At 62.1% G+C, this 23208-nt stretch carries 17 protein-coding genes and 1 pseudogene; 14 read left to right on the forward strand and 4 right to left on the reverse strand.

The annotated features are described in order from the left end of the window. Positions 1 to 276: 276 nt before the first annotated feature. Positions 277 to 693: pseudogene (locus GNK13_RS16475) on the reverse strand (peroxidase family protein); the annotation flags it as partial. A 316-nt stretch (positions 694 to 1009) separates the two neighbouring features. Between GNK13_RS16475 and GNK13_RS16480 the strand changes: the two are divergent. Together GNK13_RS16480 and GNK13_RS16485 are read left to right on the forward strand one after the other, a co-directional pair. Continuing rightward, positions 1010 to 1336 carry a hypothetical protein gene (locus GNK13_RS16480; RefSeq protein WP_164103657.1) on the forward strand — a complete coding sequence of 109 codons (327 nt, stop codon included), beginning with the start codon at positions 1010 to 1012 and terminating at the stop codon, positions 1334 to 1336. Positions 1337 to 1423: 87 nt separating this feature from the next. Further along, a complete protein-coding gene (locus GNK13_RS16485; RefSeq protein WP_164103658.1) occupies positions 1424 to 1606 on the forward strand; it encodes a 3-alpha domain-containing protein in 183 nt (60 codons plus the stop codon). A gap of 56 nt (positions 1607 to 1662) precedes the next feature. Here GNK13_RS16485 and GNK13_RS16490 read toward each other — a convergent pair whose 3' ends face one another. Continuing rightward, positions 1663 to 4401, reverse strand: a complete 2739-nt coding sequence (locus GNK13_RS16490; RefSeq protein ID WP_164103659.1) for a cation-transporting P-type ATPase — start codon at positions 4399 to 4401, stop codon at positions 1663 to 1665. Positions 4402 to 4730: 329 nt separating this feature from the next. Between GNK13_RS16490 and GNK13_RS16495 the strand changes: the two genes are divergently transcribed. The 8 genes from GNK13_RS16495 to GNK13_RS16530 all read left to right on the forward strand — a co-directional run bounded on the left by GNK13_RS16495 (position 4731) and on the right by GNK13_RS16530 (position 13632). Further along, positions 4731 to 5036: a hypothetical protein gene (locus GNK13_RS16495; RefSeq protein ID WP_164103660.1), complete on the forward strand. Its 306-nt coding sequence runs from the start codon at positions 4731 to 4733 to the stop codon at positions 5034 to 5036. A 214-nt stretch (positions 5037 to 5250) separates the two neighbouring features. Next, positions 5251 to 6432, forward strand: coding sequence for a two-component system sensor histidine kinase NtrB (locus GNK13_RS16500; RefSeq protein WP_164103661.1), 1182 nt, complete (start codon positions 5251 to 5253; stop codon positions 6430 to 6432). Next, on the forward strand, positions 6429 to 7877 hold the full coding sequence (locus GNK13_RS16505) for a sigma-54-dependent transcriptional regulator (RefSeq protein WP_164103662.1): 1449 nt from the start codon (positions 6429 to 6431) through the stop codon (positions 7875 to 7877). Before GNK13_RS16500 ends, GNK13_RS16505 begins: the two co-directional genes overlap by 4 nt. Positions 7878 to 8084: 207 nt before the next feature. Beyond that, positions 8085 to 9992, forward strand: a complete 1908-nt coding sequence (locus GNK13_RS16510; RefSeq protein WP_164103663.1) for an AI-2E family transporter — start codon at positions 8085 to 8087, stop codon at positions 9990 to 9992. A 50-nt stretch (positions 9993 to 10042) separates the two neighbouring features. Next, positions 10043 to 11194: a sialidase family protein gene (locus GNK13_RS16515; protein WP_164103664.1), complete on the forward strand. Its 1152-nt coding sequence runs from the start codon at positions 10043 to 10045 to the stop codon at positions 11192 to 11194. Beyond that, positions 11191 to 11595 (forward strand): hypothetical protein, encoded by a 405-nt coding sequence (locus tag GNK13_RS16520; RefSeq protein WP_164103665.1) that lies wholly within the window; start codon positions 11191 to 11193, stop codon positions 11593 to 11595. Before GNK13_RS16515 ends, GNK13_RS16520 begins: the two co-directional genes overlap by 4 nt. Before the next feature lie 528 nt (positions 11596 to 12123). After that, the gene (locus tag GNK13_RS16525) at positions 12124 to 13128 is read left to right on the forward strand and encodes a DUF1559 domain-containing protein (protein ID WP_164103686.1); all 1005 of its coding nucleotides are present in this window, start codon (positions 12124 to 12126) and stop codon (positions 13126 to 13128) included. Between the two features lie 21 nt (positions 13129 to 13149). Beyond that, positions 13150 to 13632, forward strand: a complete 483-nt coding sequence (locus GNK13_RS16530; RefSeq protein WP_164103666.1) for an LURP-one-related/scramblase family protein — start codon at positions 13150 to 13152, stop codon at positions 13630 to 13632. Between the two features lie 17 nt (positions 13633 to 13649). On the opposite strand, the gene GNK13_RS16535 is transcribed toward GNK13_RS16530, so the two are convergent. Then, positions 13650 to 16778 (reverse strand): trypsin-like peptidase domain-containing protein, encoded by a 3129-nt coding sequence (locus tag GNK13_RS16535; RefSeq protein ID WP_164103667.1) that lies wholly within the window; start codon positions 16776 to 16778, stop codon positions 13650 to 13652. Between the two features lie 521 nt (positions 16779 to 17299). Here GNK13_RS16535 and GNK13_RS16540 point away from each other — a divergent pair. Next, positions 17300 to 17545 (forward strand): hypothetical protein, encoded by a 246-nt coding sequence (locus tag GNK13_RS16540; RefSeq protein WP_164103668.1) that lies wholly within the window; start codon positions 17300 to 17302, stop codon positions 17543 to 17545. 253 nt (positions 17546 to 17798) lie between these two features. On the opposite strand, the gene GNK13_RS16545 is transcribed toward GNK13_RS16540, so the two are convergent. Then, positions 17799 to 19100, reverse strand: a complete 1302-nt coding sequence (locus tag GNK13_RS16545) for a lactonase family protein (protein ID WP_164103669.1) — start codon at positions 19098 to 19100, stop codon at positions 17799 to 17801. Positions 19101 to 19275: 175 nt separating this feature from the next. Between GNK13_RS16545 and GNK13_RS16550 the strand changes: the two genes are divergently transcribed. The 3 genes from GNK13_RS16550 to GNK13_RS16560 are packed head-to-tail and all read left to right on the forward strand — an operon-like array spanning position 19276 to position 23077. Continuing rightward, positions 19276 to 20382 (forward strand): hypothetical protein, encoded by a 1107-nt coding sequence (locus GNK13_RS16550; RefSeq protein WP_164103670.1) that lies wholly within the window; start codon positions 19276 to 19278, stop codon positions 20380 to 20382. After that, a complete protein-coding gene (locus GNK13_RS16555; protein WP_203545374.1) occupies positions 20379 to 21689 on the forward strand; it encodes an FG-GAP repeat domain-containing protein in 1311 nt (436 codons plus the stop codon). The genes GNK13_RS16550 and GNK13_RS16555 overlap by 4 nt, the downstream gene beginning before the upstream one ends. Continuing rightward, complete coding sequence (locus tag GNK13_RS16560; RefSeq protein ID WP_164103672.1) at positions 21686 to 23077, forward strand: tetratricopeptide repeat protein; 1392 nt, start codon at positions 21686 to 21688, stop codon at positions 23075 to 23077. The genes GNK13_RS16555 and GNK13_RS16560 overlap by 4 nt, the downstream gene beginning before the upstream one ends. Positions 23078 to 23208: the final 131 nt, after the last annotated feature.

Raw genomic sequence — 23208 nt, forward strand, 5'->3', positions numbered from 1 at the left:
GGAGGGGGCCACGGAAGGACACGGAACAGCACGGAAGGGAGGAGAGGACCGCGGATAGCACGGAGAACGCGGATAGCTGTTGAGGGGTTTGCCGGGAGACAACCACGAATGACACGAATGACACGAATGGGTGCGGGGAGGGGGCCACGGAAGGACACGGAACAGCACGGAAGGGAGGGAGAGGACCGCGGATAACACGGAGAACGCGGATGGAAGGGAGTTCGAAAACTGATGATCCGTGCTATCTGCGATATCCGCGGCCCAATGCCCCGGCGCTCATTTTTTAGTGGTCTGAGCTAGATCGAAGCGGTCGAGGTTCATCACTTTGCTCCACGCGCCGACGAAGTCGTTGACGAACTTCTCTTTTGCGTCTCCGCTGGCGTAGACCTCGGCGATGGCGCGGAGCTGCGAATTGGAGCCAAATACCAGATCGGCCCGCGTCGCCGTCCATTTGACTTCACCTGAGTTGCGATCCCGCCCTTCATAGAAGTGCTCGCAGACCGGCGACTTTTGCCACTGGGTGTTCATGTCGAGCAGGTTCACGAAAAAGTCGTTGCTCAACGTTCCCGGCCGCTCGGTCAAGACGCCCAGATCGGCAAGCGGACCGCTGCCAGCATTGGTCCCCAGCACCCGCAGACCGCCGACGAGCACCGTCATCTCTGGAGCCGAAAGCGTTAGCAGTTGCGCGCGGTCCTGCTCGTCCTTCCGCCATCGCCTGCAGCGCTCCAAGTAGAGGGCGAGCGGTCCGACACTTCATCCGGCTGCGGATTGATACCGGCCAGCGACAGCCACGGCACCTCCGGTCAAACGCGGAGATTTTCAGCGGCACACGCCCGGTTTGCCCGGCCGGGCGGCGGCATTTTGTCCGCGGCTGCCGAAACATTGTCCGCCCGTCGAGCGAGAGGCCCTGCTTGCCTGGAACCGTCGTTTGACTCCCTAGGTAAAGGGATTACACTCCCCCTCTCATGTGGCGCAGGTTGTCGCGGGTTCTTGGGAGTGGAGGCAGGCGATGGCAGAGGACCTTCCGATCTGGATTGAACGATACGCTGAATGTCTCGGATGCGACGCCCAGGCCGCATCGGTGGCCGTGGCGATCGAGGATCTGCTGTCCGAGCGAGAGCGGCAGCGAAAGGCGCTTGGTCAGCTTCGCGGCCAGGGAGCGGAGAGGCAGCGGATCGCCAACAGTGATGACCTCTGCCTGCTCGCCGGTTGGCACGAGGGTCGGTGTCCGGGAGCAGCCGCCCGCAAGAAAGGTGAGTGCGTCTGTTTAGCGCATCCACAGCCAGCGGCGAGGCAACCTGCATCGCATCCCGATCACCGCTATTCTTGCTGCTGAGTCGCCTGTGCCATGCGCGAGCCGGTGTTAGCAGCCATCCAGGTGAGCTTGCCAAAGCACTTTGGTCAGGAGGGAGCGGCGGACCCGATGGACCGTCCTTGGACAACCGGCTTTTATAAGGAACCGGTCCGCGGTAAAGCGGACGCAGCGGCCGCACGGGAACTGGCAGCCGTCCCGCTGCTCGCGGAGAGCTGGCAGACGACCCTCACGCGGCGAGCCCACAAGCAAACGGTCGATTCGCGGCCGCGGCTCACGGGCGAGAACGGCTGAGCGGCGAGAACGGCTGAGCGGCGAGAACGGCTGAGAGGCGAGAACGGGAAGTGGCTCTAACGCGGTACTGCCATCTTCGTCTGGCGGCGCGCTGCCCATTTCCGCCGCAGTAATTTCTCAGCCCCCACGGTCGCATAGGTGGCAGCACCGGTGAGCAGGATTCGCCACCACGCATCCCAACCAATCGGTGCGCTGTTGAACAAGTGGTTCATTAGCGGCAGGTAGGTGAAGGCCAGCTGCAAAGCGATCATGGTCGATACGCCGAGGATGATCCAGCGGTTGGTCCATAGCCCCACCTCGAACATCGATGCGTGCAGCGATCGGCAGTTGAAGAGATAAAAGATCTCCACTGTCACAAAGACATTGACCGCGACGGTCCGGGCCGTCGCATCGCTGAAGCCTTGCCGGAGCGCCCAATTGAAAGATCCGAAGGCGCCCAGCAGCATGATCGTTCCAACGATGCAGATCCGCAGGATGAGCGTGCTGTTGAGGATTGAGCTCTGCGGATCGCGCGGGAGGCGATGCATGAGATCCGACTCATGGGGTTCGAAAGCCAGCATCAGTCCCAGGCATACTGCCGTCGTCATGTTGATCCACAGGATTTGGACGGGAAGCAACGGCAGCGTCACGTTGGCAAGAACCGCTGCCACGACTACCAGTCCTTCGCCCATATTGGTGGGGAGGGTCCAGACGATGAACTTTGTCAGATTATCGAATACTCCGCGGCCTTCTTCGACGGCGGCCTTGATTGTGGCGAAGTTATCATCGGTGAGGACCACGTCGGCCGCTTCCTTGGCGACTTCGGTGCCGCCAGCACCCATTGCCACACCCACGTCGGCCTGTTTGAGCGCCGGTGCGTCATTCACGCCATCGCCTGTCATGGCGACGACCTGTCCGTTGGCTTGCAAGGCTCGCACGAGGCGAAGCTTTTGCTCTGGCGTGGCGCGGGCGAATACCGCGACCTGGTCGGCAATGTCGACCAGTTCTTGATCGCTTTTCTTTGCCAGATCGTCGCTGGTCATCACCAGCGACGGTTGTTCGTCGCCGGAGCTGGAGCGAGCGAGACCAAATTTCTCAGCGATCGCGCGGGCCGTGACGGGATGGTCACCGGTGATCATCTTGATGCGGATTCCGGCATCCTGGCAGGCTCGCACTGCGGCAATCGCCTCGGGCCTTGGCGGGTCGATCATGCCCTGCAGACCCAGGAAAGTGAGATTGGCGACGTCACCATGCTCGAGCGCGTTGGTACCGGCCGGCATTTCTCCGCGCGCCAGCGCCAGCACCCGGAGGCCCTGCGCGCCCATCGCGGAGAGCCGGTCGTGGATGGTGGCGGAATCGATCGCCACCTTTTGTCCATTCGCATCGACCGCCGAATCCGACCTGGACAGTACGACCTCGATCGATCCTTTGACGTACATCCGTCGCGAGCCACCGTTCGGGCAAGCATGCAAGGTCGCCATGTATTGATGTTGGGATTCGAACGGAATCGCATCGATCCGTGGCGACTCGGACAGAATTTTCCGTTCGTCGAATCCCGCCTTGCGGGCGGATACCAGCAGGGCGCCTTCGGTCGGGTCACCGCTCACCTCCCAGCGGCCGTCTTTCTGCATCAGGGTTGAATCGTTGCAGAGCAGGCCCGCCAGGAGACACTCCCGCGCCGCGGCATTCTCCATAAGATTCGATCCGGCAGCCGACTTGATCTCACCCTCGGGCTCATAGCCGCTCCCGAGCACCTCGAACATCTGCCCCGCCGCGTAGAGTTCCCGGACCGTCATCTGGTTGACGGTCAGCGTGCCGGTCTTGTCCGAGCAGATGGTCGTCGTGCTGCCGAGAGTTTCGACGACCGGCAGTTTGCGAATGATGGCGTGCCGCCTCGCCATGCGTGAGACACCGATCGCGAGCGCGATGGTCACCGCGGCTGGCAACCCTTCCGGGATTGCGCCGACCGCCAACGCCACGGCAGCGAGAAACATTTCGAACGCCGCGCGGCTCCGGACGACGCCGACGACGAACGTGAGCGCCGCCAGCATCAAGATGACCACCAGCAGGAGACGGCTGAAGGCGGCGATCTTCCGAGTCAGGGGCGTTTCCAGCACGTCCGCGGTGGAGACCAGCGTGCTGATGCGACCGACTTCGGTGTTGCCTCCCGTGGCGGAGACGACGCCGCGGCCTTGCCCATAGGTGACGAGAGTCGACGAGTATGCCAAGTTCCTCCGTTCGGCGAGCGGCGTGTCTTGAGGAAGGGGGGAGGAGTCTTTTTGGACCGGCACGGATTCGCCGGTCAGCGTCGATTCGTCGATCTGCAAGTCGCGGCAACGAATCAGCCGCAAATCGGCTGGAACCTTATCGCCGGACTGCAGCAACACGATGTCGCCAGGTACGAGCTCGATCGAGGGAATCGGCTGAACAATCCCGCCGCGGAGGACCCGCGCTTCGGTGACGGTCAGTCGTGCCAACGCTTCCAGCGCCTTGGCCGCCTTCGTTTCCTGCAGGAACCCGATTACGGCGTTGATCAGGACGACCGCGAAAATCACCCCCGCATCGACCCATTCCTGCAACGCTGCGGTGACACCCGCCGCAGCCAGCAGGATGTAGATCAGCGGTTGGTGGAATTGCAGCAGGAACGTGAGCAGCGGGCCTTGTCCGCGGAGGGTGGGGACCGAGTTGGGACCAAAGCGCTGCCGCCGCGACTCGACCTCCGGAAGTTCCAGTCCCCGCTGCTCGTCGCCGTCGAGCAGGCGGATCGCTTCGGCAGCCGAAAGCTGGTGCAGATGCTGTTCGGGCAGTTGCTCCATCGCGATTCTCGATGTGTTTCACATCGGGTCGAGTCGTGCTATTCCATCCTGTCTATGGTAGGTGACTCTGTCGCCTCGAAGTGTCGCCCGCCGTGGACAGTGGGCTGCGGTGCGGATTGGGGCCGGGGGATGGTGGGGGGCGCGGTCCGCGAAATTCCAGTCCGTTGGCGCTTTAGGAAAGACCCCGAAAACGAAGCGTTTTGCGGCCTTTTGCCGCCGTGGGTGCGAACGAAATCAGCCGAGGGACGCAGAGCCGGCACGCCGCGTGCGAGTTACACGCGGCTCGGCCAATGGATTGGCGAGTCTGAGTTTCTCTCTCGGAGGAAGTTATGAATAAGCGTTTGCGGACGTTCGTAATGGTGGCCGTCGCAGGAGGCGTGATCGGGTCGGCTGCGGTTGCCGAGGCCGGTCGAGGATACCACCCCGCCGGAAGCCGCCAGCATACCACAGAGGGTGTTTGGAAATCCGGTTATCGGTCGACCGGCTCGCAGGGTTTCTGGCATCCGTTCCGCTTCTGGGACGGCCAGCCCGTTTATCGCGGCACTCCGGCTTCCAAGGGAACGCCCTGGGGCTGGCAACGCGGCAGCCGAGCCGAGCTGCACCACGGGGGACCGCGGAGCACTCGCGGCAATTAGTTGCCGCGTGCCGACGCCGAGCGACCGGAGGGCGGATCGCCCGGTGGTGACAAGCGGCCGCAGAGGGCAGACAATGGGGAGGCAGTGGAGTGGCTGAATGAACCGCCGCTCCCCTGCCTGAGTTGGATTGTGCCGACTCCATGCGCGCTGGCCCCATGCGCGCTGGCCGCACGCGCGCCGGCCCCATTTGCTCCGCCCCTCCTCGCTCCGCCCCGTGCCGTACTCTTACCTCCGCGACGACCGCACCAACGGAGTCTTTTTTCGGACGGTCGCCAACTCCACCTATGACTGGGAGTCGTGGCACGATCCGCAGGGGCGGTTGGTATGGGTCAACGACTCGGTTCTTCGGATGACCGGGTACACTGTCGAGCAATGCTTGGCGATGGCGGATTACCCGCTTCCGATCGTCGCGGAATCGGATCGGCCGCGGATCAAGCAAATGCTGGCCGAGGCGATCGCCGGCAGGTCGCATAACGATTTGGAATTTCAGATCGATACGCGGGAGGGTCAGCGGCGGTGGATGGCCGTTTCGTGGCAGCCGATGTACGACGACGCGGGAGAGCACCAAGGGTTCCGGACCAGCGTTCGCGACATCACCGATCGGCAGGGGCTCAAGGAGCAGTTGCGACTCTACACCGAGCACCTCGAGCAGCTGGTCGAGGAACGTTCGGCGCGGATCGCCCAGCTGGAAAAGCACCGCCGGCAGATGGAGAAGCTCGCCGCGCTCGGTGAATTCGCAGCCGGCGTCGCGCATGAGGTCAACAATCCGCTGGCGGGAATTCGCAACGCATTCGCGCTCTTCAAAAGCGGCCTGGACGAGTCGCACGAGCACTACGAGTTGCTCGATCTGGTCGACAAGGAGATTGAGCGGATCAGCTCCATCATCCATCAGATGTACCAGCTTTATCGCCGCTCTCCAATGTCCGCCACGGACATGACGGTTGAGAGAACGATCAGCGATGTGGCGTGTTTACTCGAGCCGATCGCGCGGCGGTATCAAGTCGCTTTGGCGATTTCGCCTTGCGGATCTCATACCTGGGCCAAGCTCCCTGAAGGTGAGATCAAACAGATCCTCTTCAATTTAGTGCGGAATGCGATCCAAGCTTCCTCGCCGAATCAAGTGGTGAAGGTTGTAATGGAGTCGAGCGAGTCGCAGATCATCCTCCAGGTGAGCGACGAAGGAACCGGTATCTCCGATGAGATTCTGCCCCACATCTTCGAACCCTTCTTTAGTACGAAGAGCCACATCAAAGAGGGAATGGGGCTCGGGTTATCATTGACGCGAAACTTGGTGGAATTGCTCGGCGGCGAGATCTCGGTCAAAACCGATCCGGGTTCTGGAACGATTTTTACGGTGTCGCTGCCGCGCGAGTTTCAACCGGCGGCTGCTCCATGACCCACCGCATCTTGATCGCGGACGACGAACCGCTCTGCTTGCGAACGACCGGCGAATTGCTGCGGAAGCAGGGCTACGACTGCGTCTGTGTAACGGATGCGGTCGAGGCGATGGAGTGTTTGCGGCGCGAGGAGTTCGATCTCGTGCTTTCGGACCTCAACATGCCCGGCAATCTGAAGCTGGAGCTGCTTCACGACCACAGCCGGCATCGCAAGCACATCCCGCTGATCGTGATCACCGGAGTTCCGAGTCTGCCCACGGCGATCGAGAGCATTCGACTCGGGATCGCCGACTACCTGCTCAAGCCGGTCAAGTTCGAGGATTTGCTGTCGAGCGTCCGGCGGGCGATCGAGAACTCACCGCAGCGGCAAGCGGCAGCAGCGGTCCCCCGCCGGACGCTCTCCGAGCTGCAGGCAAGGTTCCCGCAGATCGTCGGCGACAGTCCGCCGATGGCCGAGGTGCTGGACGTCATCGATCGCGTGGCGGGCACCGACACCAACGTCCTGATCACGGGTGAAACTGGGACGGGCAAGGAAGTGGTGGCGCGCGTGCTCCACGATCACAGCCGCCGCTCCACCGGCGCGTTTCAAGTGATCGACTGCACGGCCGTCCCCGAAACGCTGTTTGAGTCGATGCTCTTCGGGCACAAGAGGGGCGCGTTTACCGGCGCGGTGCAGGATGAAGAGGGGCTGCTGAGGCAGTGCGATGGGGGGACGGCGTTCATCGACGAGCTCGGCGAGTTGCCGCTGCCAATGCAAGCGAAGCTGTTGCGGGCTGTCCAGGAGCAAACCTTCACGCCGGTCGGTGGCCACACCCCGGTCACTGTCGACACCCGCTTCATTTGTGCCACCAACCGGGACCTGCAAGCGGAAGTCGAGCGGGGACATTTTCGCCGAGACCTTTTCTATCGGTTGGGCGTGATCCATCTCGAGCTGCCACCGCTGCGAGACCGGGGAGACGATGTCGTGTTGCTCGCGGAGTATTTTTTTCAGACGCTTGCGGGCAACCGCGGGGGTCCGGTTCAGGGGTTCGCTCGCGCGACGCTCGAGTGCTTTCGTCGCTACCGTTGGCCGGGCAACATTCGGGAACTCCGCAATGTGATCGAGCGAACCGTCGCCCTCTGCCGGGGACCCTGGATCGAGCCGAGCGATTTGCCGGAGAGCATCCGCGCTGCGGAACCCCCGTGGGGCGAGACTGCGAGCCGATCGACCGGCGGAGAGGACCCCTCGACTGCTCCCGAGCCCGCTGACTTCGCGGCGATCGGACTCGCGAGTGCTTCGCGTGAGGAAGCGCTCAAGATGGCCGAGCATCGGTACCTTCGGGGCTTAATCGAGCGGCATCGCGGAAACGTCTCGGAGGCTGCCCGGCAGGCTGGGTTATCGAGGCAGGGGCTGCACAAGTTGCTCAAAGAACACAAGATTCGCGCTGCCGATTATCGCCCCTGAACAGTGCGCCTGAGCGGAATCCCTGTGCGGAATCCCTGGGCGGAATCCCTGAGTGGAATCCCTGAGTGGAATCCCTGCGCGGACCGGTCGGTGGGGGCATTGGTGGGATCGTAGACGCCCGGCTACGATAAGATTGGGATCCGGCGAGCGATCCAACTCATTGGCGGCACAGAACGCTTGGCTGTGGCCGAGGAAAGGCACCCCCCCGTGGCAGCAAAAGCGCATCCGACCAGTGGAGAGAAATCGCAGCGACTCCTCGTGGGGCTGGCCACCATTGCGCTGGCCGGAGGGTTGCTCTACGTCGCCAAGGCGGTGTTGGTCCCGATCGCCCTGGCGGTCCTGCTGACGTTCTTGTTAGCCCCGGCAGTGATTCGCTTGCAGCGGCTGGGGCTCCCCAAAGGGGTCGCGGTGCTTGCGGTGGCGACACTGGCCTTCGCCCTGATCGGCGGTGTTGGCTGGCTCGTCTCGCGGCAGCTGTTCGCCCTTGCCCAGGAGTTGCCCGAGTATCGTCCCCGCGTGGAGGCGAAGGTCGAGGGCCTCAAGGAGTCGTGGAGTTCCGAGGGGGGCGTCGTCACGAATATCCGCGGCCTGCTCGAAGGCGTGCAGCGAAAATTTGAAGAGGAGGACGAGGCGAGCGCTGCGTCGGCGGCGGATCGCGTCGCGCCGGAAATTCTCGAGGAAGAGGTTCCGGTTGCGGTCCGCGTCGCGCCGGAGGAGCCGGCATTCGCCGAGACTTTCAACACCGTGATCTCACCGCTGATCGAGCCGTTGGCGATGGTCGGCCTGGTCCTGGTGCTCGTGCTGTTCATGCTGTTCACTCGCGAGGACCTGCGAAACCGGATCGTCAGCCTATCGGGACAGACGAATCTGGCGGTCACGACCAAAGCCCTGGATGAGGCAGGCAAACGGATCGCGCGGTATCTGGTGATGCAGGCCGTGATCAATAGCAGCTATGGCATTGCGGTCACGGTGGGGCTGTTTTTCTTGGACGTCCCCTATGCGCTGCTGTGGGGAGTTGCGGCCGCGGTGCTGCGTTACATCCCTTATGTCGGACCGTGGGTGGCAGCGGTATTGCCGCTCGGGTACAGCGTGCTCACCAGCAGCGGATGGTGGCAGCCGCTCGGCGTGCTCGCCTTGATCGCGGTGCTGGAACTGGTGAGTAACAACGTGATGGAACCGCTGCTCTATGGCCACGGAGTCGGTGTTTCATCGGTGGGCGTGATCCTCGCCGCGGTCTTTTGGGGTTGGCTGTGGGGGCCGGTCGGATTGGTCCTGGCGACGCCGCTGACGATCTGTTTGGTGGTCGCAGGGCGATATTTTCCAGCGCTCAGTTTCTTCAATCGGCTGCTCGGCGATGTCCCCGAAGTGGAACCGCATATCATCTACTACCAGCGGTTGTTGGCGAAGGATGATGATGAGGCGGAGGAGTTGTTCGACGACCGGGCAGAGCGCGAAGGATTGGCGGCTGCTTGCCAGCACGTGCTCGTCCCGGCACTTGAGCTGGCCAAGCGAGACCGGTTGCGAGGGCTGATCGAGCCGGAGCAGTACGAATTCATCCTCGACGCGGCCGAGGAGCATTTGGAAGAAGTTCCCGAGCCGCCGGCGGCCGACGAAGCGACCGCCAGGGAGTCGAGGGAAGCGAAGCGGTTTGGAGCGACGCCCGCGGCGGAGGAACTACCGTTGGTCCTCGGCTACGGTCTTCGCGATCAAGCCGATGAAGCCCTGCTCGCGGTGATGAGCCAGTTGCTCGACACGAACCACTGCCGCTTCGTTCCGCTCTCGAGATCGCTGTTGATCTCCGAGGTCTTGGAGAAGATCCGCAACGAGCCGCCGGCGGGGTTCTGTTTGCTGGGGCTGCCGCCGGGCGGACTCCGTCGTGCGCGGACGTTCGTGAAGCGCCTGCGGACAGCCGCTCCGGAGCTGAAGATTGCGGTGGGACGGTGGGGACCGCCGCTGGCCGAAAAGTACCGCGCCGGGCTGCTCGAGGCCGGGGCCACCTACGTCGGTCACACGCCCGAGGAAACCCGCCGCCACGCGCTCTCGCTGGCCCGCCTGCAACCCGCCGAGCCCGCCCCGGCGCACGCTTCCCAAGCTGCCACCACCGAGCGGCGGTAGGATGGTGAAAACTGCAATGAACGGGCTTTCCTCCCTCGGGTGATTTTTCCATGCGATGGCTGCTCTCCCTCTCGGCGCTCTTGCTCGTTGCTCCACTCGCCGCACCTGCGGCCGACGAGCCCGATCGGCCGGCGGTTCAGCTGCCAGTCGTCGATCTCTCGGGGGACTCCTCGCGGCACGTCGTCATTGCGGGGGGAACGGAGGAAGTTTACCAGGGCCACCCCACCACGTTGCTGATGCCTGACGGCAAGACCCTGTTCTGTGTTTGGTGCATTGACCACGGCGGCGCGGCGGGGCCGATGGCGCGAAGCGACGATGGGGGGCGGAGCTGGACGCGGCTCGACGCGCAACTGCCCCCGGGCTTCAAGGCGCATCAGAACTGTCCGAGCATCTATCGGCTGCTCGACCCGCAGGGGGTCGAACGGCTGTGGGTTTTCTCGGCTGCCCTCGGCAAACGGGGCGGACCGGGAATGCCTTCGATCATGAGCGAGGATCGTGGTAAGGCGTGGCGCGAAATGCCGCCGCTGAATTTCCCCTGCGTGATGACGTTCAGCAGCATCGTCCGGCTGAACGATGGACGCTACCTGGGGCTGTACCATCGCGGCCCCGGCGGAGAGGACCGAGCGCCGCTGGAAGTTCTGCAAACGATCACCGCCGATGGTGGCTTCACGTGGAGCGAGCCCGAGGTGGTCGCCCGCGTCGCAGGCAAGAATCCCTGCGAACCGTTCGCGTTTCGCTCGCCCGACGGTTCGGAGCTGTGCTGTCTGATGCGGGAAAATACCCACCAGGGACGCAGTCTGGTGATGTTCAGCCGGGATGAGGGCCAGAGCTGGAGCACCCCGGTCGACACGTCCTGGGGACTGACTGGCGACCGGCACATGGGCGTCTACGCCGAGGATGGTCGGCTGGTGATCGCTTTCCGTGACCAGGCGATCGACAGCCCAACGAAGGGCCACTTCGTCGCCTGGGTCGGTCGTTATGAAGACATCCGCCAGAACCAACCAGGCCAGTACCGCATCAAACTGTTGCACAGCCACGCGGCCCGAGTCGGCGACTGCGGGTATCCGGGCGTGGAAGGGTTGCCCGATGGGACGATCGTCGCAACAACCTACGTCAAATACCGCCCGGGTCCCGAAAAACACTCGGTCGTCAGCACCCGCTTTACCCTCGCCGAGACCGATGCGATTGCGCCGGCGCCGTGAGTTTGCCGCAGCGTGAGCATTCATTGTTTAACGGCAAGCCGCAGGCGTCGGTGTTTCAAAAAGCAGTCGCCTGCGGCTTGCCGTTAAACAACTTCTCCGGTGTCAGGCTCTGGGGCTTGTTCTTCACCGTCGATGTTTCCGGTCTCATAACCGGGGCACTGGAGGACTGGCTGGGGCGGGTATTTTGGAAACCGCCGGTCGGTTTGAGAGAGTCGGCAGAGCAGGAATCGACTTCCGCGGCCGGAGACGATTTCACGCCGCTGGCGGCACGATTCGCAAAGACTCAAAAACATCGGCGTCGTCGTTCTGCGGAAAGCGGTTGGGGATGCGGCGGCCGTGGGCTCCTCGCCTCGATTGTAGGCTCTCAGCGGGGAGGCAGGCGTTTCTCCTGTTTTGGCTGATTTGCTGACTTGAACGGAATTCATGGACGGATTGGGCCGGGAAAAAACCACGAATGACACGAATCAAACGAATGGATGCGCGGAGGTGGAAGGACCGCGGATCGCACGGAGAACGCGGATGAAAAGGGGAGTTCGAGAATCAGGAATCTGCGTTCTCCGTGCGATCTGCGGTTCGGTTCCCGGCCCCTTCCCTTCGTTTGTGCCCTTCGTGGTTGTTTCCCCCCACTGTCGTGGTCGGGCAGCCACTGGAGGTTTGTCCGGGCAGCGCGGAAACCCGCTCTGGTCCGTCGAGAAGCCCACGCGGCCGTCGGGCGATTGGCCGAGCGGTACTTTTGTGCCCTGGAGACGTGCTTGCCGGGGAAAGGGAACGCCCGCTCCGTCGCCGCCAGAGGCCTCGGGTGGAGGCGATAAGCTCCCGCAAAATTCTCGCGAGAATTTTAGGAACCTGCGAGGGGGGGAGGTGTTCCAATGCGGAGGAATGCACGGCGCGTTCCGCCCTCAAAAACGTCATAGGACACCTGCGTCGCCATGGTCACCAAGAAGTCGGGTTTTACGTTGGTCGAGTTGTTGGTGGTGATCGCCATCATTGGCGTTCTCGTGGGCCTGCTATTGCCAGCGGTTCAGGCCGCTCGGGAGGCGGCGCGGCGGATGTCCTGTTCGAACAACATCAAGCAGATGGCGATCGCCTCGCATAACTACCACGATACCTTCAACGTCTTCCCCCCGGCCCTGCTCGGATCGGGTCGATACAACAACCCGGCTTATCATGCGGCCAATGGGGGCGTGAAGAACACGACCGGATGGGCATTGCTGCTCCCGTTCATGGAGCAAGGCCCGCTGCACTCCACTTACAACTTCAATGTTTGCTCCAGTTCGTCTTCTCCTTACGGGGGTGTCGTCGCCGGGGACGACACGATCAACGACGGCGTCTACAACGTTCGCCTGTCGGTTCTCGAATGCCCCTCGGATCCCGCGGCGGGCGAGGTCAACAACAACCTGCCCGGCTCGACCGACAACTACTCGCGTCGCAATGCGGTGCGGACCAGCTATTTCTTCTCGACCGGCGTATTCTCGGATACTTCAGCACCCTATGAAACCTACGGTGCCGATATCCGCCAAGGCATGTTCGGAAACGATGGGGCTGCTAGGTTCGCCAGTGTGACCGACGGCACCAGCAATTCGCTGAGCTTTGGAGAGGGGGCGGGCGGCAGCAAAAAGACCTCGACCAGCTACGGACCGTGGGGTCTGAACGGCAGCCACACCTGCTGTCACGGCCGCGTCGACGTGTCGAGTTCCGCCAGCCCGTTGGCGCCCACGGCGGTCAATCAGCAGAACTACAGCATCAACGGGGCGTACAACAACGACGCGCTCGGCCGTAGCTACGCCTGGGTCTTCAACAGCCATCATCCGGGCGGCGCCCAGTTCGCCTACGGGGACGGCTCGACGCGGTTCCTCAGCGAGACGCTCGACTACTTGACGCTGGCTCGGTTAGCCTACATCCACGACGGCGAAGTGATCGCGGAAGCCCCGTAACCTGCCTGAGGAAATGTACGTATGCGGTATGTCATGAAGCAAAAGCTGTTCTCCTTTGGGGAAGATTTTGCCATCAAGGATGCGAACGGGGCGGACCGCTTTTTCGTCGACGGCAAAGCGTTTTCTCTCGGCGACAAGCTCGTCTTTGAAGACATGCAAGGTCACGAGCTGGCCAGGATCGAGCAGAAGCTGCTCTCGTTCGGCAAGGCTTACCGCATCCTCCGTGATGGCCGTCCGGTGGCGACGGTCAAGAAAAAGATCTTCACGCTGTTCCGCGACGTGTTCGACGTGGAAGACGCAGCGGCTGGTGATCTCGACGCCACCGGAGATTTTCTCGACCGGGAGTATCAGTTCACTCGGGACGGTCGTCCGGTGGCGACCGTCTCCAAGCGATTCTTCTCCTGGACCGACACGTACGGGGTCGACATCGCGGAAGGCGAAGACGATGTCCTGATCCTGGCTTGCGCGGTGGTCATCGATATGTGCAGCCACGAAGAGGACTAGCAAGCGTTGCGAGCCCATTAAGGCGTCTTGGGGTGCGTCGTCGAGTTCTCGTTGAGAAAGCTTCGCAGCGCGGCGGCTGGGACTGCAAATCCGGCACCCTCGATATTCGCTTTGATGGCGATTAAGCCGACGACCCGCCCATAGGGATCGAACATCGGGCCGCCGCTGTTTCCTGGATTGACGGCGGCCGAAGTTTGTACGTAGCTCCGGCCTTCGAGAACTTGGTTGGCACTGCTGACGACGCCGGTGGTCAGGGTGTGCATGAGCACCTGGCTGCCGACGGCGGGATGTCCGATCACCGTGACCTGCTCGCCCGCCTCGGGTTGGGTGTTGAGTGCGATCATGACCGGTCGCAAAGCGGCGGCCGGCTCGATTTTCAGCAACGCAAGGTCGCGCGGTTCATCGATCGCGGCGAGTTCTGCTCTCGCCGTGATCGTTTTCTTCTCCTTTCCATCCGGTAGGTCATACGTCACCACGATGTCTGCGTCTCCAGGCAGAGCGTGGGCGGAGGTCAGGATGTAGCCCCTCTTGCCGACGACAAATCCTGTGGCCGAGGAATTTCCGCACCGCACTCGCACGACCGATTGCATGAAGTGCCTTGCAATCTGTTTGGGTGTCGCTGGTGCCGCCGGAGGCGTTGGCGGTTGGAGGGAGTCGAGGTGGGATCGCTGAACGGTCACGGTCGATGTGCGACTGGCGACACTGTCGACGCCAGTGCGACGACTCGGGGTAAGCGCACCCTCGTCCTCTTTGCTCAGCCGGAGGTCGACTTTGATCAAGCGTCTTCCTTCCACTCCTCCGACTGCAAAGATCAAGGCTTTGCCGTCGGGCGAAAACCGCAGGTCCTCGATGTCCGCGCCTCTTAGGCCTCCCGCCGGAAGCGCCAGCCGATCGTCGAGCTGTTCTCCCGTTTCTCGGTTGAAGAGGACCGCGGCTCCGTCTCCCGGGGAGGCGACGAGATTCAGCTTCGGGTGGAACGCCACCATGGTGGGGTCGCCGACATCGCCCGTCTCGTAGAGCACCGCTGCCGAGTCCAACTTGGTGGGATCGAAACCGACAAGATTCTTGGAGTGGGGTGGAGAGCCGACCACGGAGAGATAGGTTAGTCGTTCCCCATCCGGTGAGATTCGCAGGCCTCGGCTGTTGCCGCCCGCCTCTTCAATTGCTTGGCGGAATGTTGCGCTGCGGCCGGAAAGGTTGTAGCTGAGCAGCCAATCAATGTTTCCATACTTTGGAGTGATGGTGATCTGCCAATCGGGGCTGATATGGAACGTCGCACCGCGTTCGTAGATGTCGCTGTAGGCTGCGTAGAGATAACGGCCTGCAGGGTCGATCGCCAGGTACTTGCCGAGGAGGTGATCGGGTGCTGCCATTCCACCCGTAGTTTCGTTGACGATGAGGACGCGATAACGCGGCAACTGGATGTCGTGTTTGATCGCGATGTAAGTGATCCGCTCCCGTGGGTGGATGACCAGGTCGTGAACGTCCATGACCTGGATGCCTGCGGGTGCGATAGAAATTTGATCGGTGACCCGCGTCCTGCGTTTATCGATGATGTCCAGGCGATAGGGGTTTTCGCGGAGGGCGATCCAGTTGTCGGCCCGCTCGGCGATCCAGCGGTAGCGATCGGCCAGTGTCCATTCCTCGGTGACGCTTAACCCATCGGCTCCGAGGCGCCGCAGGCGGTTTCCTTGGAGCAGTAACAACGACTGGCCATCCCGGCCCGGGGTTAGATGGTAGTGGTCCGGTTCGAGCGGCAGTTCGGCGAGCGGTCCAGCATCTGCCCAGTCGTTGGCGGAGGGAGAGTCGGGAGCTGTCGGTTGCGGGGAGTTTGGGGAGTCCGTGGATTTCGTGCGGCTGGTGCGCTCCGCGGAATTCGCAGCAGTCGAGCGAGGCGCCGGTTGGGGCGGCGGGGTTGCGAAAGACGCTGTCTTGGCTTTGAGCACCGTGCCCGATTCGTGGTCGAGGATGAAGAGATGGAGGGTGTCGTCGTGCGTGAAACTCAAGCAGTGGTCCAGCAGATATTCACGGCGGCGAAGGACGTGTTTGTTGAGGCGATGGAACTCGCCGTTAAGGTCGGCAGGCAACAGCACACGGCGGTTGTCGATCTCGGATAATCGGACGTCGAGCCGATGCGCGCTCAATTGGTTTGCGCTCAGGATATAGACGACTCGCTGCGCCAGGTCGGGAATCAGCACCTTGTCCTCAATCTCCTTGAGCATTTTGAGCGGTGCACCTCCGAAGACCATGTTGCTGGCCAGCCAGTACGATCCCGAGTGGACCTGGTAGATGTACGGCGTCTGACTGCCCTCGGCGGCAGCACGGAAAAAGGGCTCGGCTTTTTGCGATCCGACGAGATCACGGTAGGCGTAGCCTGCGATGGTCCCGGAAGGACTGAGCCTGAAGGAGGTTTGGCTCAGAGCAATCCGACCGTCGTAGCTCACGCTGACCAAGGACTCTTTCGCAATCTCGCGATCCCGGTCTCGCTCGACGTCGAGATGGAAGACGTGGGGTCCAAGATAAGATCCTTGCACCCCGTCCTCGTGGCAGGTGACGATCAATTCGCCCTTGTAGTGCGGACCCTGAGCTGCTGACAAATGCATGATGTTCGGGTGCTCGACTTCCACCCGCTTCACCAGTCGCCATGAGTCGCTGCGAGAGAAAATGCTAATCGTCCCCTCTCGACTGTTGGCCACGAGGATCTGGTCTCCACGGCAGAGAATGGACCGCGGAGAGGGAGTCTGGATCGAGCCCACAAATTCCTCCTTCCGCACGTCGTAGATGGAAACCATTCCCGCCGCTTGGTGGGAGGTGAGCAGGAACTGACCATCCTCGGTCATGCTCATGAAGGTGATTGGCTCAGGCGTGTTGAGCGTTTCGAAGGCGACTTCATCGCGGCGGGGAGGAGTCGGCTGCGGAGCGTCGGAACCGGGCTGAGCCGAAGGGGAATCCGATTGTGGGGCCGCATCCGGTGGGGACGCGGGAGGCTGCGGAGAGGCGGGAGACTGCGGGGCCGCTGGCTTGGCTTCCGCGGCTCGAGCGGCTGGCTTGGTTGGGGCTGGCTTGGTTGGGGCCGGCTTGGTTGGGGCCGGACTCGGGCGGGCCGGATTTTGGCTGGGGCTGCCGTTGGTGGTGGGCTGGCCCACAGGCGGCTTCTGAGAGGGCGGCTTCGTAGGCGTCTGTTTCGTGGGCGTCTGTTTCGTTGGGGGCTGTTTCGTTGGGGGCTGTTTCGAATCCCGCTGAGTCGTCGCAGGGGTGGAGGCCGGTGCCTGAATTGCGTCGGCGGGCGCGGCGCTTTGTGTTGCAGTTCGAGGAGTTGCCGGGGCGGCTGAAGGAGGGTCCGCTGAAGGAGGGGCGGCGGCGGCCGAGTCGGCTGCGAGGGGGGCCACGGAAGGGGCTGCGCGATGATCGCACCCGAGCACGCTGATCGCCAGAGTGAGGAACCCAGCGAGCGACAACGAAAACACGAAGTCAGCTTTGAAGTGTGGCATGACCCGGTCCCTGGGGGGCGGAAGAATGGGGCTGCGGATTCATCGATAGTGGCGGTTCGGAGGCCCCCCAGGATAGCGGTGCGAAGGGTGGGGATCAAAGTTTTCTTGCCGAACTCGTCGGCGACGGGCGTGGTCTATACTGCTCGCCCCGCTCCCCGTGAGCTAAGGTCCGCGTGATGCCGTTGACGATCACCACCACCCACTCACCCGCGAGCGATCTCGGCTATTTGTTGCACAAGCATCCTGAGCGATTCCAGAGTTTTGAGCTCAGCTTTGGCCGCGCCCATGTCTTTTATCCGGAACTTTCGGAGGCTCGTGCGACGGCCGCGTTGTTGCTCGACGTCGAGCCGCTGCGGCGAGTCCATGGATGCGTTTTCGGGGCGCTTGCGCTAGAGAGCGAACCGGTCGATCCCCGCCTCTAAAGGAGCAGCCGAAGTTGGGCTGTAGGTAGTGGTTGCGGCAGAAAGTTGCGAAGCAGCATGTTAAATCAGCCGCCACGCTTCTTGCGTCCGGTTCTCAGTATGTTGTCGGGAACCGGGGGCTAGCGCCCGGCGGCTGATGCATGGTCCCGGCCAGCCGCGGGTTCTGCAGCGGGACACCCAGGGCTGCGAGGCCCGAGGCTAGCGCCAATGACGTCGAGGGCTGATGCCAGATCGAGAGGCCCGAGGCTAGCGCCTACGGCTCAATGACGTCGAGGGCTGATGCCAGATCGAGGAAGACGATGCTCGAGGGATTCCCGACCGGAGTGTAGTGCTCGGTGAAATCGAGCTTGCCCGTCTCCCGGTTGACCTTGAAAAGGGTGACGTTGTCCGCCCGTTGGTTGCAGCAATAGAAGAACTGGCCGCTCGGGTCGAAGTTAAAGCTGCGGGGATAGTTGCCGCGAGTCCATTCGTTGCTGACCGGCGAAAGTTCACCGTCGGGGCCGACCGCGAAGATCCCAACGCTGTCATGCAATCGATTGCCGGCGTAGACGAACTTGCCATCCGCGGAAACGAGAATCTCCGAGCAAAAGTTGCTTCCGGCAAAGGTCGGTGGCAGGGTGGAGATCGTCTGGCGGGGCTCGAGCCGTCCGTTTTCGGCGTCGTAGTCAAATAGGACGATTGTCGAACCTTCTTCCTGGATCGAGTAGAACCAGCGGCCATTGGGGTGGAAGTCGAAATGCCGCGGGCCGTCTCCCGGGGGAAGCGAAACCGCTGGGGGATCGTTAGCGGTTAGAGTCCCATTCTGGGGATCAAACTTCCAAATAAAAATCTTATCCAAACCAAGGTCCACGTGCAGCACGAAGCGGCCCGCAGGGTCGGCCTCGATCATATGAGCGTGCGTCCGATCGTGTCCGCTGATGGCAAAGCTGCCCGGAGGGGCGTGGGTGGCTCGAGTGGGGCCGATCTCGCCTGCATCGACTTTCACATCCGTGGCTTCACCGAGTCGGCCATCTTCCATGATCGGCAATACCGCGACGGAACCGCCGAAGTAGTTAGCGACCAGCAAAAATTTGCCAGACGGATGGATGCTGACGTAGGTCGGTCCCGCACCGCCGGAGGGGACGGTGTTGAGTAACTCTAACTGTCCGGTCGCCCGGTTCACGGCGAAAGCGCTAACGGTTCCTTCTTGAGCCTCTCCCACGCGGTCCGTCTCATTGGCCGAGTAGAGCCGCGTGCCGGCCGCGTTGAGAACGAGGCAGCTCGGGCTGGTTCCCATCGCATGGATCCCCGCCGGTGAGAGCTCGCCGCTGGAGCGATCGACTTGGAACAGGTGGATCCCGCGGCCGTTGCCTGGAGGAAGATCGACCTGTGTTGGCAGTACATCCTGGAGCGGTGAGCTGAAGGTGCCCACGTAGGCCATCAGCGGTGCATCCTTGGAGCCAGACTGGGCATGCAGCAAGCCGGTTGTCAGGGGACTCAGTGCGAGCGAGGTCGTGCCGGCCAAGGCGACGGAGGTCTGAAGAAACTCGCGGCGGGATGGATGGCGGGGATTCATCGGTGAAACGGATCTTGCGAATGAGCGACGGAATTTACAGGAGGTTCTGTGGGGTGGGGCCATTGTAGTCACTGCGGCCGAGGCATTCCGAGTCGAGGCAAGCGGTTTGCCGCGGCAGCCCTGCTACACTACAGCCACGACCGGAACCCGACGCAACCCGAGGAGATGAGAACCGATGCCCGTAACCGATTGTCGAATCAGCCGGCTCGCAGCGGTATTTCTGTTGATCGCCTGCGTTGCCGGTGGCCCGGTGGTCGCCGAAGAGTTGCCGCAGGTCGAGGTCTCCAATATTCGCCGCGTGTTCCACAACGGCGAACACAATGCGTTCACCGACCTGATTCGCTTCCGAGACCAGCTATTTCTTACCTTTCGCAGTTGTCCCGACGGACATATGGTGCACCCCACGTCTTCGATCCTCGTGTTGTCCAGCAAGGACGGCCAGGATTGGAAGCAAGTGCATCGGTTCAGCGTCGCCAAGCGGGATACGCGCGATCCCCATTTCCTGATTTTCAAAGATCGACTCTTTGTCTACACCGGAACCTGGTACAGCGGCGATACCACGTTGCCGCGCGACCAGTACGACCTGAATATGCACCTCGGTTACGCCGTCCATACCGAGGATGGGACCGATTGGACCGAGCCGATCATGCTCGAGGGAACCTTCGGGCATTACATCTGGCGAGCCGCGGCGGTCGATGGCAAAGCGTATCTTTGTGGGCGGCGCAAACACCAATTCGTCGCCGGTGAGCGAGGCAACCGTGAGCTCATCGAGTCGGCGATGCTTGAAAGCGATGATGGCCTCGTCTGGCGGACCCACAGTTTGTTTCAGGAGACGCAGGGCGACGAGACTGCATTCCAGTTTGATGCGGAGGGAAACGCCTTGGCTGTAGCACGGCGGGGAAGTGCTCCCGCGGAGCTGCTCCGCAGTCAGCCTCCTTACACGCAATGGCAGCGGAAGGATCTGGATCGCTACGTTGGTGGTCCACTGGTTGCGGAGTGGGGCGACCACACGCTCGTCGGCGGCCGCAAATCGCTGGCTGGCGAGGGGCCCAAGACAGCTCTCTACTTTCTTCGCGATGACCGTCTAGTCGAGGTGGCGGAACTGCCCAGCGGCGGCGATAACTCGTATCCTGGTTTCATTGCCCACAGCCCGACCCGCGGTCTCGTTTCGTGGTATTCCTCGCACGAAACGGACGAGGCGGGAAAGCCGATCACGGCGATCTACCTGGCCGATTTGGAGCTGACTTCTGGTCTCCATCCCATCCTTTCCGCCCCAGAGTGAACGAGGTGCGCATGCTCGGCCGGTTGGCGCTTCTGATCGCCTTGGCAATTGGCATTCCCGTGGGCGTTTCTTTGGTAAAGCCCCACGTGCCGTCGTTCCGGCAGCCCGCGGAAATCTACTCCGGAGGCACCACCTATCCCGCTTCCCCAGTGGGATTTGAGTTTCGAGAACTGGGTCCGCCGGTGGCGGGTTTGCCACTGATCACGAACGTCCAGATATTCGATTTCGACGCCGATGGGCAGAACGAGGTGATCGCCTGCGATGCCTTGGGGAGCCGAGTTCTGTTGCTCGAGCGGCAGGAGGATGGAAGCTGGGAGGAATCGGTGTTGATCGCCGATGTTTCGGTTCCCGCGCATGCAACGGTCGTCGATATCGATCAGGACGGAGACCTCGATGTATTGGTTTCCGTGCTCGGAAATATGATGCCTGACGACGGCGTGATCGGGCGGCTGGAGCTGTTCGAACGGCGGGGCGATCAGTTCGTGCGGCATGTGATTCTCGATAATGTGCGGCGTGTGGCCGATGCCCAGCCCGGGGACTTTGACGGGGATGGAGATATCGACCTTGCGGTGGCGGTGTTCGGCTACTCACGTGGCGCCGTCTTGTGGTTGGAAAATCTTGGCGATTTGGTCTTCCGCGACCACGAGCTGCTCAACGCGCCGGGGACGATTCATGTTCCGGTCGGAGACTTCGATCAAGATGGGGACCTCGATATCACGGCGATCGTGACACAGGATGAAGAGGAGCTGTGGGGGTTCGAGAATTTGGGAGACGGAGAGTTCCGAGCGCGGCGAATCTGGATGACCGTCAATCTCGACTTGGGAGGTGCGGGTTTAGTCTCCGCTGATTTGGACAGCGACGGGGACCTCGATCTGATTCTGCCGGCTGGAGACAATTTGGAAGATTTTGATGCCTATCCCCAGCCCTATCACGGCTGTTGCTGGTTTGAAAACCAAGGAGGCTGGGAATTCGAAGAGCATCGGATTAGCGATTTAGGAGGCACGTACGCAGCCGCGGTGGCGGACTTCGACGGCGATGAGGATCAAGACGTGGCTCTGGTGAGTCTGACGAACAATTGGCTGGAGCCTCAGAACGCAAGCGTCGTTTGGCTTGAGAACGATGGACAACAGAACTTTACAACTTGGCAGGTTGCAGCCTCGCCGCTGCATCTGGTCACGGTGGCCGCCGGCGATCTCGATGGCGATGGAAGTGCCGATATCGTCGCCGGGAGTCTGAACGTGCGTCGGCCCCATCGGCGGTTGGGACGGATCTCGGCTTGGATCAACGAAGGAAAGATTGCACCATGAAGGTCACGATCTTGGTTCTGTGGATCGTCGTGATCATCGAGCTTGCTGTCGGCGCAAGTGTGCTGGCACTCGCGTCGATACGGACGGTTCCGCAGCTTCCCGACGTCGAATTGAACGACCCGCTGGTCATGCCACAGTTGCGAGAGCTGGCCCAGGAAGCCGAGGCGAGCGGTTCCGAGGAGTGGGAACGGTTGGGGGCGGCGCTCGTCGGCAAGGGATTTTATGTCCATGCCGAGCCGGCCTATCGCGAGGCGCTGCGGCAAGATCCACAGAATTTCGCGGCGCAGTTCGGGCTCGCGTTCAGCTTGGATCGAAGCGGCCGAATCGAGAAGGCTTCTGCCGAATACCGAAAGCTGCTTCAGCTTCCGACACCGTCGAGGGAGGACCAGGCCATCGTGTACCACGCGCAGTATGCGCTGGGACGCAATGCGCTGCGGACGGAAAATGCCGCGGATGCGGAGTTCTTGTTTCAGCAGAACGCCGGATATCCGCCCGCTGATTATCAGGTTGCAAAATTAAGGATTCGTTCGGGGCGTGCCGAAGAGGCGCTGCCGATCATTGAGAGTAACCTTCGCAGCACTCCCCACTCGCTCGAGTTTCATTTCCTCCACCATCGTGCGCTGTTGGAGCTGGGGCGGCCGCGGGAGGCATTTGAAGCAGCGGCTATGGAAGAGCGGTCGACTCGTCTGCTCGCGTTAAATTTCAATACCGAATACGTCTCTCCGCTCGACGCTTTGACCGGACTCGCTCCCATGCTGCGGGCTTTGGGCATGGCCACTGAGACTGAGGATGTGCGGCGGATCGAGCAAATCGGGACTCGATTCAAATCGCGGCTCGCCGGTCAGCCCGTGTTCGTCGAGCGAATGGTGGATGATGAGTTGCTGAAGGTGGCGGTGCGAAACAAGCAGCCGCGGCGGGTTCTCGAGCTGCTCGAACAGATCCGCAGCACGGGGCGCGAGGATCACGTGACGCTCGAGCGTGAGGGGGATGCCCGCGGTCTCATGGGCCAGGCGGAGGCAGCGGCCGAATTGTGGCAGCGAGCAGCACTCCTCGCTCCTAGCCTCAGGCTCCATGAAAAGCTGGCTGATCACTACAAGACGCGCGACGTGGATGAGCGCGACCGGCACCTCGGGCATGTGGCGCTTCAGCGAGGCATCGCAGAGTATCGCGCGAATCGCCTCGAGGCAGCGATACCACATCTGCAAGAGGCGGCGCGGATGCTCCCGGAAGACCCCGACCCCTGGTACTACTTAGCTGAGATGCAGTTTCATCTTGGGCGGCTCAGTGAGGCTCAGGACGCATACCGTAAAACGTTCGAACTCGATCCCGGTCATGGCCGAGCCGCCGCCATGCTGTCGCACTTGGCCGCAGCGCCGGAGAACTTATAGCAAAGCGTCGCGCAGCAGTGCATTAAATCAGCCGCCACGCGCTTGCGTCCGGTTCTCATGGTGTTTTCGGGAACCCGCGGCTAGCGCCGTCGGCTCAGGTTTTTTTCAGCGTACGAACAAATCTTGAATGG

Source organism: Candidatus Laterigemmans baculatus (genome assembly GCF_010367455.1).
In the GTDB taxonomy this organism is placed as follows: Bacteria; Planctomycetota; Planctomycetia; order Pirellulales; family Pirellulaceae; genus Laterigemmans; species Laterigemmans baculatus.

Excerpts from the sequence above, each read along its gene's own strand:
- GNK13_RS16515 (WP_164103664.1), top strand. The coding sequence starts at position 10,043 with ATGCGATGGCTGCTCTCCCTCTCGGCGCTCTTGCTCGTTGCTCCACTC.
- GNK13_RS16540 (WP_164103668.1), top strand. The coding sequence starts at position 17,300 with ATGCCGTTGACGATCACCACCACCCACTCACCCGCGAGCGATCTCGGC.
- GNK13_RS16545 (WP_164103669.1), bottom strand. The coding sequence starts at position 19,100 with ATGAATCCCCGCCATCCATCCCGCCGCGAGTTTCTTCAGACCTCCGTC.
- GNK13_RS16490 (WP_164103659.1), bottom strand. The coding sequence starts at position 4,401 with ATGGAGCAACTGCCCGAACAGCATCTGCACCAGCTTTCGGCTGCCGAA.
- GNK13_RS16505 (WP_164103662.1), top strand. The coding sequence starts at position 6,429 with ATGACCCACCGCATCTTGATCGCGGACGACGAACCGCTCTGCTTGCGA.
- GNK13_RS16530 (WP_164103666.1), top strand. The coding sequence starts at position 13,150 with ATGCGGTATGTCATGAAGCAAAAGCTGTTCTCCTTTGGGGAAGATTTT.
- GNK13_RS16480 (WP_164103657.1), top strand. The coding sequence starts at position 1,010 with ATGGCAGAGGACCTTCCGATCTGGATTGAACGATACGCTGAATGTCTC.
- GNK13_RS16560 (WP_164103672.1), top strand. The coding sequence starts at position 21,686 with ATGAAGGTCACGATCTTGGTTCTGTGGATCGTCGTGATCATCGAGCTT.
- GNK13_RS16485 (WP_164103658.1), top strand. The coding sequence starts at position 1,424 with ATGGACCGTCCTTGGACAACCGGCTTTTATAAGGAACCGGTCCGCGGT.
- GNK13_RS16495 (WP_164103660.1), top strand. The coding sequence starts at position 4,731 with ATGAATAAGCGTTTGCGGACGTTCGTAATGGTGGCCGTCGCAGGAGGC.
- GNK13_RS16550 (WP_164103670.1), top strand. The coding sequence starts at position 19,276 with ATGCCCGTAACCGATTGTCGAATCAGCCGGCTCGCAGCGGTATTTCTG.
- GNK13_RS16525 (WP_164103686.1), top strand. The coding sequence starts at position 12,124 with ATGGTCACCAAGAAGTCGGGTTTTACGTTGGTCGAGTTGTTGGTGGTG.